Below are 16,976 nucleotides of genomic sequence, written 5' to 3'. Positions count from 1 at the left end.
ATTTTAACACAATCACTTGTAAAAACCTATAACGTTGCTTCATGAAAAAGCGCTCCGGATGAAGGAGCGCTTACAGCATGTGATCAGACGATATATTTTTCTTCACGGAAGACAGCTGCAGCCGCTTCACGTTTTTTCCGAATCAGATTTTTCGGTGTCAGGCGCGTCAGTTTGCGCAGCACGGAAAGCATCATGCGGAGGGAATCTCCTTCCTCCATGGCGATCAGTGATTCTTTGGCATGCGCTTCAATATTCTGAAGGGCTTCCTGGGCAAAGATTTCCGTATATAACAGCTTTTGCGCGGCTTTTTCGGCACCGTCCGCCGCAATCGCTTTTTCCGTTCTGAGGACGGCAGATTCCAAAGCGTACACCGCGCTGACGATATCAGCGATGTTCACCATGATTTCCTGCTCGCCTTCGATCTCTTTTCCGTATTTCTGCGCCGCGAGTCCCGCTGTCAAGAGGGCGATTTTTTTCGCCTGTCTGACAATGTATTTTTCCTGCTCAAGAGGCTCTGAGCCCGGCTCTTCAGGCATCAGCATCATGAGCTCTTCCTGGAGCGCCTTCGCTTTTTCAAAGAGCGGAAGCTGCCCTTTTACGGCTTTTTTCAGGAACGTGCTCGTTACGATCAGGCGGTTGATTTCATTTGTGCCTTCAAAAATTCTGTTGATTCGGGAGTCACGGTAGGCGCGCTCTACTTCATATTCCTGCATAAACCCGTAACCGCCGTGAATTTGAACGCCTTCGTCGGCAATGTAATCAAGCGTTTCAGATCCGCACATTTTGTTGAGCGAGCATTCAATCGCGTACTCGGCGATTGACTTTGCGACTTCGCGTCCGTCTTTTTGCGCTTCTTCCGTCAGCCGGCTCATATTATCTTCGAACAAGCCCACTGTTCTGTATACAGAGCTCTCCATGGCGTAAAGCCGTGCCGACATTGTCGCAAGCTTTTCCTGAGTGAGCGTGAAGCTTGAAATCGGCGTTTTAAATTGCCGGCGCTGGTTTGCGTAAGCGGCAGACAGCTCAATCACCCGTTTAGAAGCGCCGATTGTGCCGACGGCAAGCTTGTAGCGTCCGATATTCAGGATATTAAAGGCAATGACATGGCCTTTTCCGATTTCGCCGAGAAGGTTCTCTTTCGGCACTTCCGCCTGATCTAAAATCAGCGTTCTCGTCGATGAACCTTTAATCCCCATCTTTTTCTCTTCAGGGCCCGTTGACACGCCCGGATAATTTTTCTCTACGATAAATGCGGAAAACTTATCTCCGTCCACTTTTGCGTAGACGACAAAGACATCTGCAAAGGCGGAGTTAGTAATCCATTGTTTTTCTCCGTTGAGAATATAATGTGTGCCCGCATCATTCAAAACGGCCGTTGTTTTCGCGCCGAGGGCATCTGAACCTGAACCGGGCTCAGTTAAGGCGTATGCCGCGATTCTTTGTCCTGAAGCCAAGTCCGGCAAATATGTTTTTTTCTGTTCTTCCGTTCCGAAGAACACGATCGGCAATGAGCCGATACCGACGTGAGCGCCGTAAGATAGCGAAAAGCTGCCGGCACGCGAAAATTTTTCCGTAATGAAGGCTGAACTGATTTTATCCAAGCCGATGCCTCCATACTCTTCAGGCACGTCTGCTCCGAGGAGGCCCAAGTCTCCGGCTTTTCTGAGCAGTCTGACTGAATGCTCAAACTGATGGTTTTCAATTTCATCAATATAAGGAAGCACATCGTTTACGACATAGTCTTCTGTCGTTTTGCCGATCATTTTATGTTCGTCTGTAAAGTCCTCCGGAGTGAATATTTGATCATATCCCGTCTCCTCAATCAGAAAGCTGCCGCCTTTTTTGACGTTGACCGTTTCCTGTTTCATATTCGTTTCCCCCTTTGTTTAAATGAGCTCAAATACGCCGGCAGCGCCCATGCCGCCTCCGATGCACATCGTCACCACGCCGAATTGCTCGTTTCTCCGTTTCATTTCATGAATGAGTGACAGGGTCAGCTTCGTCCCCGTGCAGCCGAGCGGATGTCCGAGCGCGATGGCGCCCCCATTGACGTTCACCTTTTCTTCATCTATTCCCAGTGATCTGATAACTTGAATGGCCTGTGAAGCAAAGGCCTCATTCAATTCAAAAAGCCCGATATCCTGCAATTCGAGTCCGGCAAGCTTGAGCGCCCGCGGAATAGCTTCAATCGGACCGATCCCCATGACCTCAGGGGGAACGCCGCCTACGGCAAAGGAACGGAATTTGACTAGCGGCGCCAATCCGAGCGACGAAGCTTTTTCGCGATCCATCAGCATGACAGCAGCCGCGCCGTCACTCGTTTGTGAAGAGTTCCCGGCCGTCACGGTTCCCGTTTTAGAAAAAGCCGGACGGAGCTTTGCCAATACGTCAGCCGATGTGCCGGGGCGCACGCCTTCATCTTGAGAAAAGGTAAATTGTTTTTTCCGCGGCTTATGGTCATCCCCGGCTTCTGTCAGCGATACTTCAACCGGCACGATTTCGTCATTAAATTTCCCTTCTTTAAGGGCTTTCGCGGCATTTTGATGGCTGCGGACGGCAAATGCATCCTGGTCTTCTCTGGATACGCCGTATGTTTCGGCGACCTGCTCCGCTGTGTGCCCCATACTCATGTAATACTCAGGCGCATGCTCCGCCAAAGCGATATTCGGGCGGGTCACATGCCCCATCATCGGAACTTGCGACATGGATTCCGCCCCGCCGGCGATGACGGTGTCGCCCGCGCCGATCATAATTTTTTCCGCACCGTAAGCGATGGATTGAAGTCCGGAAGAGCAGTAGCGGTTCACCGTAATGGCCGGCACCGTATGAGGAAGCCCCGCCAGCGCACCGATATTCCGCGCCATATTTAATCCTTGTTCGGCTTCAGGTGTTGCACATCCGATAATTAAGTCATCGATGTTTCCTTCATAGCCGCCTGCCCGTTTCAGCGTTTCTTTCACACAAAGCGCGCCTAAATCATCAGGACGAACGGCTGCAAGCGACCCTTTTTTCGCTTTACCGACCGGCGTTCTCGCACCGGCCACAATGACTGCTTCTCTCATAAACACCCTCCTAGTTCCGTAAAGGTTTGCCTTTGACCAGCATATGCTGCATTCTCGCTTGAGATTTCGCCTCGCCAGCGAGGCTTAAAAAGGCTTCTCTTTCAATCTCAAGTAAATATTCTTCTGAAACCTCCGTGCCGAACGGGACTCTTCCTCCAGCAATGACATGGGCCAGCTTCTTCGCAATCTTCATATCGTGATCTGATAAATAGCCTGATCTTCTCATTTGGTCTGCTCCGAGCAGTAACGCCGCACAGCCGGTTTCCCCCGTGACTTTTACTTTTTTGCGGGCAGGCGGGCGGTATCTGCTGTCATATAAATAAGCAGCCAGCTGTTTCGCATCGTGCAGCAGGTGATCCTGATTCATGCTGATGCGGTCTGCCGCAGACAAAATCTTCATATCACGGGCTTCGTGCGCCGAGCCGGACACCTTGGCAAGCGCAATGGTTTCGAAGGTTTTAATGGCCGCGTCCATCAGTTCACTTCCGCCGTTCAAGTAATTCATGTACAATTCTTTATTTCCTCCGCCGCCCGGAATAAGGCCGACGCCGGTTTCGACAAGACCCATATACGATTCGCTCGCCGCCTGAACGCGTGCCGCCGGAAGACAGACTTCCGTTCCTCCGCCGAGTGTCATTCCGAACGGCGCCGCCACAACAGGTTTGGCGCTGTATTTGATGTTCAGCATCGTCTGCTGAAAACGGCGGATGACAAAATCGACTTCCATGAAGTTATCATCCTGAGCTTCCATTAAAATCATCGCCAGGTTTGCTCCCGCGCAGAAATGTCTGCCTTGGTTTCCGATGACAAGACCTTTATAATTCCGCTCCGTTTCCTCAAGCGCATTGTCAATCATCTGAATAATGTCTAAGCCGATCGCGTTGCTTTTCGTATGAAATTCCAGCAGAGCGATATCATCGCCGAGATCAATCAGACTGGCGCCGCTGTTTTTGCTGATCACGCCCTTTGTTTCCTTTACCGTTTGCAGGCTGATTCGTTTCGGATTTTCTTTCACAGCCCTGTATTGGCCGTCTGAATAGTAAAATCGTCTTCCGTTTTCCTTCATATAAAATGTTTCATGGCCCTCGTCAAGCATTTCTTTCACCCAGCCGGGAAGTTCTGCGCCTTCTTGTTCAAGCCGCTCCGCTGATGTTCTGACACCGATGGCATCCCATATCTCAAACGGGCCGAGCTCCCAGCCGAAGCCCCATTTCATGGCGTCGTCAATCGCTTTGATATCATCAGCGATTTCACCTAAAAGCCGGGCTGAGTATAAGAGAGTTTGCGACGTGATATTCCAAAGCAGGCGGCCGGCGCGGTCATCAGAGTATATAAGCGCTTTCATTTTCCCTTTGGCACCCTTTGCCTGTTTGGCGGCTTCTAAAGCGGGCGTCTTCATTTTCGAGCGCTCGCCGTATGTCATGGTAAGCGGATCGAGCTCATATATTGTTTTACCTTCTTTTTTGTAAAAACCTTGGCCTGATTTGCTGCCCAGCCAATTGTTTTTCAGCATGTCATTCATAAATTCCGGCAGCTTAAACATGTCTTTTTCAGCGCCGTCGGCTTTATCATAAACATTTTTTGCCACATGGGCGAATGTATCAAGCCCCACGACGTCAAGGGTTCTGAAGGTCGCGCTTTTCGGTCTGCCGATCAAAGGCCCGGTCACCGTGTCCACCTCGCCGATGCGGCAGCCGGAGGAAAGCATTTCCCTTACCGTGACCAACAGGCCGTACGTACCGATGCGGTTAGCGATAAAGTTAGGCGTGTCTTTTGCGATGACGACACCTTTTCCGAGTGTATTTTCGGCAAATGAAGTCATAAATTGCAATACGTCAGGATCTGTTTCCTGAATCGGAATGATTTCCAGAAGCTTCAAGTAGCGGGCCGGATTAAAGAAATGGGTTCCTAAGAAATGAGCTTTAAAATCGGCAGATCTGCCTTCCGCCATTTTTGTGACGGAGATACCGGACGTATTGCTGGACACGATGCTTCCCGGTTTCCGGTATTCATCAACAAGTGAGAAAATCTGTTTTTTCACGTCAAGATTTTCGACGACGACTTCAATAATCCAATCGGCATCCTTCAATTGAGCGGCGTCATCTTCCAAATTCCCCGCCGTTATATAATCGAGATTGGCAGCTGAAGTCAGCGGCGCCGGTTTTTGCTTCAGCAGCTTTTGCATGGCCGATCGGCTCAGTCTGCTGCGGACCTCCGGGCTTTCTAATGTCAGCCCTTTTTTCACCTCATCCTTTGTCAGCTCGTTTGGCACAATATCAAGCAGCAGGACGGGAATTCCGATGTTAGCCAAGTGCGCGGCAATTCCGGACCCCATGACGCCTGACCCGAGAACGGCTGCTTTCTTTATAAACTTGTGCATGAGTCATCCCCCTTGAACTTTGAATGAATAGTCATTCATTTTTTCGGCAAAAAAAATGAAACCCTTTTCTTCTTTCATCTTAAAAGATTTTCAGGATGACTTCAATAGCAAATATGGAATTTTTTTAAATTTTTTGGCTTCCGCATGTTCCGTGCCGCAGGCGGGAAACTTAAACCCGGAGGTGAAGGGAATGGTGCGAGGGAGAAAAGATCCGTCTTCCGGCGCAGTGAGCGCGGCAAGCATGAAAGGAAATGCGGGACCGAAGCAAAAATACGGCGGCGGCAAGCGGACAAGCCAAAATCAGCAATATAAAAAAGACAACATGGAGTAACATACTGCGGCTGCTTTTTTAAGGCAGCCGTTATTTTTTGAAGATTCCTTTCAGCACAAACGCCGCATTTGCCGGGCGTTCGGCAATTCTTCTCATCAAGTAGCCGTACCAATCGGTTCCGTACGGGACGTACACCCTCATCCTGTATCCTTCTTCGGCAAGCTTCTTCTGCCGCTCCATTCTGATGCCGTACAGCATTTGGAATTCAAACTGCTCCCGGGGAATTTGATACTCGCTGATGAGTGTTTTCGTATACGAAATCATGTCGTCATCATGTGTCGCCACCGCTGTTTCATGCCCGCTCAAAAGCTGCAGCTTAATCAGCTGCTGGAAATGAAGATCGGTCCCTTTTTTATCAGGAAACGCAACGGACGCTGATTCTTTGTATGCGCCTTTTACAAGTCTGAGCCGCGGCTTATATGGCATCAGGCTGCTGATGTCTTCAGCCGAGCGGTACAAATAAGCCTGAATGACGGTGCCGAGCATCGGAAAATCCGGTTTGCACCGCTTATACAGATCAAGCGTGCGGGCGCATCTGGAATAGTCCTCCATGTCAATCGTGACGGGGACGCAGTGTTCTTTTGCCTCCGTCAATATGTCTCTGATGTGCTGTTCGGCGAGATTCTCAGATATATCCAGACCGATAGATGTTAATTTCAGCGACAGCTCACAGTCCAATTGATTCTCGGCGATCGCCCTGATTGCTTTTTTGCATTCTTCGGCCGTCCTTTTGGCATCCTTCCGGAACCCAGCATATTCACCCAGATAATCTATCGAGGCCGACAGCCCGTTTTGGTTCAGCCGCTTCACCGTTTTTACAGCTTCTCGAAGTGTTTCCCCCGCAACGAATCTTCCCGCGCCGAAGCGGAGGCCGTAAGCCTGGGCGAATTTCGTAAGCATTTTATTTTTCGACAAAAATAAACATATGCTCCGCAGCAAGGGCGAACTCCCTCCTTTTTCTTTTATTAGTGTATGAAATCCCGGTCGCAGAGAAAGCTAAGAAGAACAGAATTGAAGGAGGCGTTTATATGAATAACCAGGAGCAGCACGGACATTTGCCGCCTGCCGTCATCTCAACGAAAGACCATTTGTATCTTGAAGACATGCTGAACTGGAATCTGCTTGCCATGAAAAAAGCGCATTTCATGGCGGAACACTGCCAGAATCAGACGTTAAAACATGAGCTTGAACAAATAGGCCGGATGCACCACAAGCATTATCAAAACATCTTGGGTCACCTGAATCCCGCTCAAGGCGGACAGACAACAACAGGCTATATGCAATAGGAGGACAATACATGGAACAGCAAAATCAAAAAATCACTAACCCGCAAACACCCGTGCCCGATACGGCGCAAATGAATGACCGAGACTTGGTGAATGAACTGCTGACGACGGAAAAGTATATCACGTCTTCATATTGCACAGCCCTGCACGAGTTCAGCCACGAGTCTCTTTATCAAGATATTCAGGCGATTTTCGATGAGTCACAAAAAGCGCAGAGAAGATTATACGATGTAATGTTTCAAAATGGCTGGTATTCCATTGAAGCGGCCGACACCCAAAAGCTTCAGCAATCGTATCAGAAGTTCCAGCAGACCATTCAGCAGCAGTCTCCCTACCAGCAGTAACATAAGAAAGGATTTGATGTTTTTCACTAAGCATCAATCCTTTTTTTATTTTTGCACAAAAGGATTGACTTATCTTTAATCCTTATTTATATTTAACTAATGTTAATTATTTTCCCGAAGAACCAGATGAGGAGGAGTTATGAAAAACGCGGATCAATATGTGTCTGACATCCAAAAATCCCTTCAGACGCTGCTGCAAAACATACAGCCGGAAATGATGGAAAGCATGGCAAAACATGAGGTGACTCCTGCCCAATTATTTGTTTTAGCCAGCTTAAAAAAACAAGGCAGCTGCAAAGTTTCCGAAATTGCGGAGCGCATGGAAGTAAAGCCGAGCGCAGTGACGCTGATGGCCGACCGCCTTGAGCAAAAAGGACTGATCGTCCGCAAACATAATCAGCAGGACAGACGTGTCATCGACATCAGCCTTACCGAAAAAGGCGAGAAGAAATTCGAGGATGTCGTGGAAGGAAGAAAAGCGATATTAGCGCGAAACCTGTCCGTTCTGACTGACGATGAACTGATTCAGTCCGTGAACATCATCCGCAAAGTAGCGGAAGCCGCCGAGAAATACGCGGTTGACCAAAAAGAAAACGAATAGAAAAGAGGAGCTGCCGAAGCATGAGCATTGAACAGAAGGATCCAAAACGCACATTATTAATAACGGGCTTAATTATCGCTATGTTTTTCTCAGCCCTTGACGGCACGATTGTAGGAACGGCGATTCCAAAAATCGTGGGTGACCTCGGGGGATTAAGCATGATGACGTGGCTGACCACGGCATATCTTTTAACTTCGACGACGATCGTCCCGATTGCGGGGAAACTTGCAGATTTATTGGGGCGACGCGTCGTATATGTATCAGGTTTATTGATTTTTATGGGAGCTTCCGCACTGTGCGGAATGGCCAGCAACATGACGGAACTGATTATTTTCCGCGGACTTCAGGGAATCGGCGGCGGTGTCATGATGCCGATGGCCATGATCGTCATCGGGGATTTGTTCACAGGGAAACAGCGTGCCAAGTTCCAAGGGCTTTTCGGGGCGATTTACGGGCTGGCTTCTGTTATCGGCCCGCAAATCGGGGGCTGGATTGTTGACTCTTTAAATTGGAAATGGGTTTTCTATATCAACCTGCCAGTCGGAATCTTAGCCGTCATCTTTATCGCAAGAGGACTTCAAGGCAGAAAACAGACCGGGCCGATTAACTTTGACATCGCCGGCATTTTCACAATGATCGTCGGAATCGTCAGCCTCCTGCTAGCACTCAGCTTCGGAGGAAAGGATTATGCATGGGGGTCTTGGCAGATTATCGGTCTCTTTGCGCTTGCGCTTGCCGGGATTGTCGGATTCATTTTCGCTGAAATCAAAGCAAAAGAGCCGATTCTGCCGATGTACCTGTTTAAAAACAGAACGTTTACCGTACTGAATCTGATCGGGTTTTTCATGAGTATCGGCATGTTCGGCGCCGTTACGTTCGTTCCTTTCTTTATGCAGGGAATTATCGGAGTCAGCGCTACCGCGTCCGGAACGATTATGACGCCAATGATGGTATCTATGATCATCACAAGTATTATCGGAGGCCAGCTGGTTTATAAGATCGGCATTAAACCGCAAATCATGATCGGCATGCTGATCATGGCCGTCGGCTTCTTCTTATTAACGACTTTGCAGCTGGATACAAGCAAGCTCGCGGCTACATGCTATATGGCCGTGATCGGTCTGGGAATGGGGCTTGTTATGCCGCTTCTCACACTCGCTCTGCAAGAAACGTTTTCAAAAGAAGAGCTGGGTGTGGTGACTTCATCAAGCCAATTTTTCCGGATGATCGGGGGAACGTTCGGCATTACGGTGCTCGGCGCTGTCATGAATGCCAGATCAGGAACCCTTCTAACCGACAGACTGGTGCCTTACTTAGATTCACTGCCGAAACAGGCAAGTGCCTTTGCCGACCAGTTTAAAGGCATGATTGACAAGAATCCTGAGGGGCTGCTTCAATCCTTGTTCAGCCAGGAATCGATTAAGCAGATTCCGGCCGCATTTTCTTCCCATATCGTGCCGGTTTTGAAAACGTCACTGATGGATTCGCTTCACAGCGTGTTTTTCACAGGCCTGGCCTTTATCGCTGCCGGATTGATCCTCACACTGTTTGTTAAATCAATTAAACTGACTAACAAAAAAACAGGCAAACAAGAAGAAAAGGCGAAAGCCGTTTAATAGAGAAAAATCCCGCGGATGCCGCGGGATTTTTTTTATATCATCTGGGCCTCTCCGTTTCCGAATGACCAGTCTTCCGCCGCATTGCCTGAGAGGACGATAAACACATCTTCTTTTCTGACGCCCAGCTTTTCGTGCAGCCGGTCAGCCAAATGCTGATAGAATGCTTGTTTCTGATGAGTTGTTCTGGAGTTTTTCAAAGTGACGCGGATAAACATCAGTTCATCGCTCCGCTCGACTTGAAGATATGACGGATCATAGAAAAACTCCCCTTTTTCGTGCTGATGCACCACTTGAAAATAGTCATCATGCGGAACATCAATCATCTCCGTCATCGCAGTGTGAATAACGGCGCTCATTTTTTTAAGCCAAAGTCCGCTTTTCCCTTTCTGTAAATGGATCTGTACAAACGGCATCATTTCTCTCTCCTTTCGTCACATCGTCTGGCCGCAATCGGCTGTTATGATTTGTCCCGTCAGTGATTCCTGCTCCAACACAGAGCAAATCAGTTCTCCGATATCCTCCGGAGTGGCGATCCCGTTCCAGCGGAAGGCATCCGGCAAGCCGGTACATCGTCTCTTCCCGCCCCGTCCACCATCTTGTTGCAACGGCTCCGGGCGCGACACAGCTTACACGGATGTCCGGCGCCAGCGCATGGGCCAATGATTTTGTCAGGCCATGCACCGCCGCTTTGGAAACGGCATACGGAAGGGAAGAACCCGCTCCCGTCAGGCCGGCGATGCTCCCGACATTCACAATAGCGCCTGACTTTTGCTTTTTCATATGAGACGCTGCCGCTCTTGCGCAATGAAACATCCCGTTTACATTGACAGCAAATAATTCATCCCATACTTCTTTCGTTGCAGATTCCAAATCATGAAGCGGAATATGTCTGGTGATGCTCGCATTATTTACGAGTAAATCAAGGCTTCCGAATCGGCTGGCCGCTTCGTTCACCATGTCTCTCGCCTGTTTGTCTATAGAAACATCCGCTTGAATGGTCATCGCGTGTCCGCCTGCTTTTATTATGAATTCTGCCGTTTGTTCCGCTTCCGTTTTTGAATGTGAATAGTTAATGACAACAGCCGCTCCCCGTTTTGCCAAGGCAAGGCACGCCGCTCTTCCGATTCCTGTACCGCCGCCTGTGACCAGTGCCGTTTTATGTTGTAAATTCACGGCTTCTTCTCCTCTTACGTTCGATGTTCATCAGCTGATATGTTTATTGTAATGGAGATCTGCATTTTCGTATAATGATCGTTAAAGATGTTTCATATCACAAAAAATGATAGCAAAGAGGGAGAGATGACAATGGAAAGCGGAGATTTGCGGATTTTTCAGATGGTGGCCCGTGAAGGTTCCATTACAAAGGCGGCTGCGCGTCTCGGCTATGTGCAGTCAAACGTGACGGCCAGAATCCGCCAGCTGGAAGAAGATTTGAAAACCGATCTGTTTTTCCGCCATAACCGCGGGATGACGCTGTCTTCAAGCGGCACGGTGCTCCTCCATTATGCAGATCAGGTCGTCGGTCTGATAGAAGAAGCCAAAATGGCGCTCGCTTCAACAGACAAGCCGAGCGGACCGCTTATGATCGGCTCCACCCAGACAACAGCCGCCGTCAGGCTGCCAAAACTTTTAGCCTCTTATTATGAGCGGTATCCTGATGTGGAGCTGTCCCTTACGACAGGACATACACAATATGTAACCGATAAAGTTCTTCGCTATGAATTGGACGGCGCATTTATCGGCTGTCACTTTCATCATCCGGATTTGCACTCCATCCCGGCCTTTGAAGAAGAAGCCGTTGTCGTGACTCCCGCTGCCGTCACCGCTATAGAAGAAGCGGTAAAAAAGCCGCTTCTTGTGTACAGCACGGGCTGTACGTATCGTGATACATTAGAGCGGTGGCTTCATTCTATTGGAACGGCGCATCCGGCTATTATGGAATTCGGCACCCTTGAAGCGATTATCGGGGGAGTGGGCGGGGCTCGGCATTACGCTGCTCCCGCGAAGCGTAATAACGCAGCACGCCGCACTGGGCGCGGTTCGATTATGGACCATTCCCGAATCTTTCAGCCTGATGAAAACGGAATTCGTCACGCGGAAGGATTCATATATGAGCAGTGCATTACGCGCCTTTATTGATTCCTTTTCAGCAAAAAAAGCTTCCGGCACCTCTCTTTGATGCCGGAAGCTTTTTATTATTTTTTTCTGTGCTCTTCATTGAGCTGTTTAATGTGCTGTACCGCGGCTTTGATGCCCTCTTTGGCGTCCGGGTAGGATTGGTTCCAATGCTTTACGAGCGGAGGCATGCTTTTTGCGATATGTGTATACAAAATCCATTGCCTGACTTCTTCCTTTAGTTCCGGATTTGTTTCGCCAAGCAATAGTTCCGTGTATTTTTCAAGCAGGCCGTCCAGCTGCTGCTGCAGTTTTTCTTCCATACCGTTCCCTTCCCTTTTTCATGATTATGACAATCGGGCGGTGAGAGCCGCTTCCTGCACGATGCATCTCCCGCGCCCGTGCGGAATGCAAAGCGGCGTGCCGAACAGCGGGTCCTGCGTTACTTGGCAGTTCATCGCAAATACCTGCTGCACAAGCTCGCAAGTGATGACTTCTTCGGGACGGCCCTCCGCATAAATCTGTTTATCCTTAATGGCGACAAGATAATGAGCATAACGGCATGCGAGATTAAGGTCGTGCAGCACCATGACGATTGTCCGTTTTTCTTTTTCATTTAATTCAAACAGCAAATCAAGTATTTCAATTTGATGCGTCATGTCAAGATAGGTTGTCGGCTCGTCAAGCAGAATGATATCCGTATCCTGGGCGAGTGTCATCGCAATCCACGCGCGCTGGCGCTGTCCGCCTGACAAAGAATCCACCGTACGGTCGGCCATTTCCTCAAGCTTCGTCGCCTTCAGCGCTTTTGCCACTGCGTCTTCGTCCTCTTTGGACCATTGCTTCAGCCAGCTTTGATAAGGGTATCTCCCCTGCTTTACAAGCTGATGCACGGTCAGGCCTTCGGGAGCTGACGGGCTCTGCGGCAAGATAGCCAGTTCTCTGGCGACTTCTTTCGTCGGCAGCTTAGCGATGGCTTTTCCTTCCAAAAGCACAGAACCGCCCCTCGGTTTCATCAGGCGCGCCAATGAACGTAAAAGCGTGGATTTTCCGCAGCCGTTGCTTCCGATCAATACAGTGATTTCGCCTTTTGGAATCGCTACATCCAACTCGTCAATGATAACAGTCTCTCCGTACCCTAAGCTCAGCGTCTCTGTAGAAATTGCACTCATACCGCTAACCGCTCCTTTTTTGTATTTCCCAACACTATGTATATAAACAAATTGCCTAAACATTCAACGTGAGATCATGATTATATTGTAACAGAAATTAATGACTCTGAATATCATTATCAATTAGTTTTGGGTAAAAAAACAGCGGGCAGCGGTTATTTTTTGATTTCCGTCATTTCTCCGTCGCTTTTTTTCAGTTTCAAATAAAAATGGTCATAATGGCTGTCTAAATTAAAAGCAGAGAGCACCTGCCTGACGACTTCGCCTTCTTGCATCCCGCTGTTTACGGCAAGTTCTCCGAGGATCATCTTCATTTCATCAAGCGCTTCCTCGCCCTCTCTGTGAACTCCTGAAAGCTTGTCTTGGATGTCCGCTGTTTCACGACCGCCTTTTCTTTCATACAAACCTTCATAGCGGTTATGCTCTCCTGTTCCGTAGTTGACGCGAAGAGAAAAGCTGCTGTAAGGAACCGGCTTCGTGGATGATACGGGCGTGCTGTCTTGTTCCGCTTCCCGTTTTTCTTCATTCAATCGGCAGCCGGCAATCAGCATCAGCGTCAGACATAAAACGCCCGCCGTCCTGATCCATTTCATGCGATTCACTCCCATTCCATTCCGATCGTTTTTAGGTATTTCCAAGGGAGGCGGCTGTCATTCATCGAACAAAAAAGAACCGGAGCTGTTTATCGCTCCGGCCGGTTCCTCTCTATATCATCATTCAGTCAGCTCTAAAAATTCCTGCACATCCCGTACCGCAAGGCGGACCGCGTCTTCCCAAAACGATCGTTCCGTCAGATCCGCTCCAAGGTGCTTCATCGCCAAATCCTCAACGGTCATCGAAGCCGTGTCACGCAAAAGCGCGATATATTTTTCTTCAAAATCCGCTTTCTCCCGAAGAGCTCTTGCGTATATTCCAAGCGAAAATAAATAACCGAACGTGTACGGAAAATTGTAGAACGGCACTCCCGTAATATGAAAATGAAGTTTTGACGCCCAGAAATGCGGGTGGTATTCCCCTAATGAATTGCAAAACGCTTCTTTCTGCGCCGCTTCCATCAGTTCATTCAATTTATCAGCCGGAACGACGCCCTGCTTCCGCTCTTCATAAAACCGCGTTTCAAATAAAAATCTCGCATGGATGTTCATAAACATGGCTACGCTTCTTTGAATTTTATCTTCAAGCAGGAACAGCTTTTCTTCTTTTGTCTCCGCTTGTTTCAACGCGGCGTCGGCGACGATCATTTCCGCAAAGGTCGAGGCTGTTTCAGCGACATTCATGGCGTAGGCTCTGTTCAGCTGCCGCACTTGGAGCATGGCCTCCTGATGGAACGCGTGACCAAGCTCATGCGCCAGCGTTGATACATTTGAAGCGCTTCCTGAAAACGTCATGAAAATCCGGGATTCTCCGCTATCGGGAAAGCTGGTGCAGAAACCGCCGACCCGTTTGCCGCTGCGGTCTTCCGCTTCAATCCACCGATCGCGGAACGCTTTTTCCGTAAATGCGGACAGTTTTTTGCCAAATGTGGAAAATTGGGTAACGATCAGATTGGCCGCTTCATCATATGTGTATTTTTTCGGCGCCTCACTGATCGGCGCGTTCACATCATACCAATTCAGGCGCTCAAGCCCTAAAAGGGACGCCTTTCGATTCAGGTATTCGGCAAAGGGCTTTTTATGATCGGTAATGACCTGCCACATGACATCCAGTGTTTCTTTTTTCATCCGGTTGATCGCAAGCGGCTCTTCCAAGGCGCTTTTCCAGCCCCGCGCTTTATACATTTCCGTTCGGAAGCCGGCCAGGTGATTCAGCGTGCTGCCAAACAGCTCCTCTTCTCCCTTCCAGGCTTCGTTAAGCTCTTTAAATACTTGCCGTCTGGTGCCGCGGTCCGGATGCGCCATCATATTTTCCGCTTGGCCGACCGACAGCTCTTTATCCTCAAACGGAATCTTCATTCTTCCGACAGCCGCATTATACAGGTCGCCCCATGCGTGATAGCCGTCAACGGCCAGACCTTCAATCAGTCTCTCTTCTGAAGCGCTGAGCTTTTCTCTGATCCGGTCTCTTCTTTCATTTAAAACGTATGTGAGGTCCTGAAGTTCCGGTTTTTGCAGCAGTTCCTCCCACACCCGCTCGTCAATCCGGGCAAGTGTATCATCAAGCGTGACCAGAGCGGATTTAAAATCACTGCTCAGCTGATTGATCCGCCCCCTCCACTCATTCGCTTTCTGATCATCAGTGTTCTGAGCCTGAAGACAGCCGACGAACGCTCCCGCCTGTCTGATCATGATCGTCGACCGCTCATACCGATCAATCAGATGAATCAGCTCTTGGCCTTCATCAGCATGAGACGGAACTGTAAACGCCTCTGCCTCTTTTTGAAAAGCGCTGAGCTGCTGTTTAAGCTTTTGTATGTATTGCTGGAAATCTTCCGACCTGCTCCCGCCCTCAAAAATGGAGTTTAAATCCCATGTTTCCTTCAATCCCTCTAATGCCATCTTTTTCATTACCCCTTTCTGTCCGAAACTGATTCCATTATAAAACAATTCTGACATATTTCCGAACGATTTCTCCTTCTCACTGCTAAATGTTATACACTAACATATAAGAACAAACGGGGAGGAATATGAGTTGAACAGAAAAGTTGCCATTGTAACCGGCGCGACGAGCGGATTCGGTCTGCTGACAGCGCTGAAGCTCGCCCGGTCTTATCATGTCATCGCAACAGCGAGACAGCCGGAGAAAGCTGAAACATTGAAAGAGGCCGCCGCCCAAGCGGGTGTATCCGGTCATATTACGATCGCTTCTTTAGATGTGACAAATGAGCAGTCAGTGTCTGACTTCGGCAACACCATCAGCGGTTTCGGACCGGTTGATGTGCTTGTGAACAACGCCGGCACTGCGTACGGGGGATTTATTGCAGATGTGCCGATGGAACATTACAGACAGCAGTTTGACACGAATGTATTCGGCCTGATTCATGTCACAAAAACCGTCCTCCCTTATATGAGAAAACACGGCGGAGCGAAAATCATCAATATCAGCAGCATCAGCGGACTGACCGCCTTTCCTGCTCTTTCTCCGTACACTTCTTCCAAATTCGCGATTGAAGGGTTTACAGAGTGTCTGCGTCTTGAGCTTCTTCCTTTAGGAATTGATGCCGCTTTAATAGAACCGGGCTCCTATAAAACGTCTATCTGGGAGACGTCTCTCTCCCATCATCTTACGGCACCCGGCAAAGATTCGCCCTATTACCGCTATTATCAGCAAATTGAAGCTTACTTCAAAGCGAGCGCATCCAAAAGCGGCGATCCCAATGACGTGGCGGAGCTGATTTATCAATTGGCACAGACGAAATGCCTGAAGAAACTGCGGTATCCGATCGGCAGGGGCATTAAGCTGACATTGGCTTGCCGCTCACTCTTCTCTTGGCCCGTCTGGGAATCTGTTATAAAGAAAAAGCTGTTCAAAGAAACCTAAATTATAATTATTATAATTTAGTATTGATTTTTATTTGATATGTGATATAATTAAATTAACAGATCACAGGGAGGACGATAAACATGAATACACAAAACGCGAAAAAAACTGAAAATCTAGTTGAGAAATCAATGAACACCCAATTATCAAACTGGTTTATCCTTTACTCTAAACTGCACCGCTTCCATTGGTATGTAAAAGGCCCTCATTTCTTTACGCTGCATGAAAAGTTTGAAGAACTGTATAACGAAGCGGCGGAAACGGCAGATGCCATCGCAGAGCGTCTTCTGGCCATCGGCGGACAGCCCGCGGCGACTTTTCACAGCTACCTTGAACAAGCTTCCATTACGGATGAAGGCCAGGAAAAGACGGCTTCTGAAATGGTGGAATCACTCGTTCAGGACTACAAACAGATCAGCCGCGAATCAAAATTTGTCATCGGCATCGCCGAGGAACAAAATGACCCGTCAACAGCCGATTTGTTTGTCGGATTAGTTGAAGAAGCGGACAAGCATGTGTGGATGCTGTCAGCCTACTTAGGAGAATGACGAAAAAAGCTGAACCTCAGGCGGAGGTTCAGCTTTTTTTA

The 16,976-nt window shown here is 48.7% G+C and carries 15 protein-coding genes and 3 pseudogenes; 8 read left to right on the top strand and 10 right to left on the bottom strand.

Going from position 1 to position 16,976, the window contains the following annotated elements:
- Positions 1-83: 83 nt before the first annotated feature.
- Genes AUL54_RS14630 through AUL54_RS14620 form a run of 3 tightly spaced genes read right to left on the bottom strand, consistent with a single transcriptional unit; the run spans position 84 to position 5,442 of the window.
- Positions 84-1,868: an acyl-CoA dehydrogenase family protein gene (locus AUL54_RS14630; protein WP_060964327.1), complete on the bottom strand. Its 1,785-nt coding sequence runs from the start codon at positions 1,866-1,868 to the stop codon at positions 84-86.
- An 18-nt stretch (positions 1,869-1,886) separates the two neighbouring features.
- Complete coding sequence (locus tag AUL54_RS14625) at positions 1,887-3,062, bottom strand: acetyl-CoA C-acetyltransferase (protein WP_060964326.1); 1,176 nt, start codon at positions 3,060-3,062, stop codon at positions 1,887-1,889.
- 10 nt (positions 3,063-3,072) lie between these two features.
- The gene (locus AUL54_RS14620; RefSeq protein ID WP_060964325.1) at positions 3,073-5,442 is read right to left on the bottom strand and encodes a 3-hydroxyacyl-CoA dehydrogenase/enoyl-CoA hydratase family protein; all 2,370 of its coding nucleotides are present in this window, start codon (positions 5,440-5,442) and stop codon (positions 3,073-3,075) included.
- Between the two features lie 190 nt (positions 5,443-5,632).
- On the opposite strand from AUL54_RS14620, the gene AUL54_RS20805 reads away from it, so the two are divergent.
- The gene (locus AUL54_RS20805; RefSeq protein ID WP_076982541.1) at positions 5,633-5,773 is read left to right on the top strand and encodes a YuzL family protein; all 141 of its coding nucleotides are present in this window, start codon (positions 5,633-5,635) and stop codon (positions 5,771-5,773) included.
- A gap of 30 nt (positions 5,774-5,803) precedes the next feature.
- On the opposite strand, the gene AUL54_RS14610 is transcribed toward AUL54_RS20805, so the two are convergent.
- The gene (locus AUL54_RS14610) at positions 5,804-6,712 is read right to left on the bottom strand and encodes a proline dehydrogenase family protein (RefSeq protein ID WP_060964323.1); all 909 of its coding nucleotides are present in this window, start codon (positions 6,710-6,712) and stop codon (positions 5,804-5,806) included.
- An 89-nt stretch (positions 6,713-6,801) separates the two neighbouring features.
- On the opposite strand from AUL54_RS14610, the gene AUL54_RS14605 reads away from it, so the two are divergent.
- The 4 genes from AUL54_RS14605 to AUL54_RS14590 all read left to right on the top strand — a co-directional run bounded on the left by AUL54_RS14605 (position 6,802) and on the right by AUL54_RS14590 (position 9,620).
- A complete protein-coding gene (locus AUL54_RS14605) occupies positions 6,802-7,059 on the top strand; it encodes a hypothetical protein (protein ID WP_060964322.1) in 258 nt (85 codons plus the stop codon).
- Between the two features lie 11 nt (positions 7,060-7,070).
- Positions 7,071-7,403: a spore coat protein gene (locus tag AUL54_RS14600; RefSeq protein WP_045926004.1), complete on the top strand. Its 333-nt coding sequence runs from the start codon at positions 7,071-7,073 to the stop codon at positions 7,401-7,403.
- Between the two features lie 139 nt (positions 7,404-7,542).
- The gene (locus AUL54_RS14595; RefSeq protein ID WP_060964321.1) at positions 7,543-8,004 is read left to right on the top strand and encodes a MarR family winged helix-turn-helix transcriptional regulator; all 462 of its coding nucleotides are present in this window, start codon (positions 7,543-7,545) and stop codon (positions 8,002-8,004) included.
- Between the two features lie 20 nt (positions 8,005-8,024).
- Positions 8,025-9,620, top strand: a complete 1,596-nt coding sequence (locus tag AUL54_RS14590; protein WP_060964320.1) for an MDR family MFS transporter — start codon at positions 8,025-8,027, stop codon at positions 9,618-9,620.
- Positions 9,621-9,655: 35 nt separating this feature from the next.
- Here the strand turns inward: AUL54_RS14590 and AUL54_RS14585 are convergent, their stop codons facing one another.
- Both AUL54_RS14585 and AUL54_RS14580 read right to left on the bottom strand, forming a co-directional pair.
- Positions 9,656-10,036, bottom strand: coding sequence for a tautomerase family protein (locus AUL54_RS14585; protein WP_060964319.1), 381 nt, complete (start codon positions 10,034-10,036; stop codon positions 9,656-9,658).
- An 18-nt stretch (positions 10,037-10,054) separates the two neighbouring features.
- Positions 10,055-10,796: pseudogene (locus tag AUL54_RS14580) on the bottom strand (SDR family NAD(P)-dependent oxidoreductase).
- A gap of 132 nt (positions 10,797-10,928) precedes the next feature.
- Between AUL54_RS14580 and AUL54_RS14575 the strand changes: the two are divergent.
- A pseudogene (locus AUL54_RS14575) lies at positions 10,929-11,802 on the top strand (LysR family transcriptional regulator).
- Positions 11,803-11,818: 16 nt separating this feature from the next.
- On the opposite strand, the pseudogene AUL54_RS14570 reads toward AUL54_RS14575, so the two are convergent.
- From AUL54_RS14570 to AUL54_RS14555, 4 genes and pseudogenes are all read right to left on the bottom strand, one after another.
- A pseudogene (locus tag AUL54_RS14570) lies at positions 11,819-12,083 on the bottom strand (YusU family protein).
- Positions 12,084-12,085: 2 nt separating this feature from the next.
- Positions 12,086-12,910, bottom strand: a complete 825-nt coding sequence (locus AUL54_RS14565) for an ABC transporter ATP-binding protein (protein ID WP_016937987.1) — start codon at positions 12,908-12,910, stop codon at positions 12,086-12,088.
- Positions 12,911-13,065: 155 nt separating this feature from the next.
- Positions 13,066-13,503, bottom strand: coding sequence for a YusW family protein (locus AUL54_RS14560; protein WP_060964317.1), 438 nt, complete (start codon positions 13,501-13,503; stop codon positions 13,066-13,068).
- Between the two features lie 120 nt (positions 13,504-13,623).
- Positions 13,624-15,405, bottom strand: a complete 1,782-nt coding sequence (locus AUL54_RS14555; RefSeq protein WP_060965107.1) for a M3 family oligoendopeptidase — start codon at positions 15,403-15,405, stop codon at positions 13,624-13,626.
- A 133-nt stretch (positions 15,406-15,538) separates the two neighbouring features.
- Here AUL54_RS14555 and AUL54_RS14550 point away from each other — a divergent pair, with 133 nt between their 5' ends.
- Positions 15,539-16,387: an oxidoreductase gene (locus AUL54_RS14550; RefSeq protein WP_060964316.1), complete on the top strand. Its 849-nt coding sequence runs from the start codon at positions 15,539-15,541 to the stop codon at positions 16,385-16,387.
- 83 nt (positions 16,388-16,470) lie between these two features.
- Positions 16,471-16,935 carry a Dps family protein gene (locus AUL54_RS14545; protein ID WP_016937983.1) on the top strand — a complete coding sequence of 155 codons (465 nt, stop codon included), beginning with the start codon at positions 16,471-16,473 and terminating at the stop codon, positions 16,933-16,935.
- Positions 16,936-16,976: the final 41 nt, after the last annotated feature.

The sequence above is a fragment of the Bacillus sp. SDLI1 genome (genome assembly GCF_001553895.1).
Taxonomy (GTDB): domain Bacteria; phylum Bacillota; class Bacilli; order Bacillales; family Bacillaceae; genus Bacillus; species Bacillus siamensis.
The sequence above is the reverse complement of the archived record's forward strand: the minus strand, read 5'-3'. Positions and strand labels throughout refer to the sequence as shown.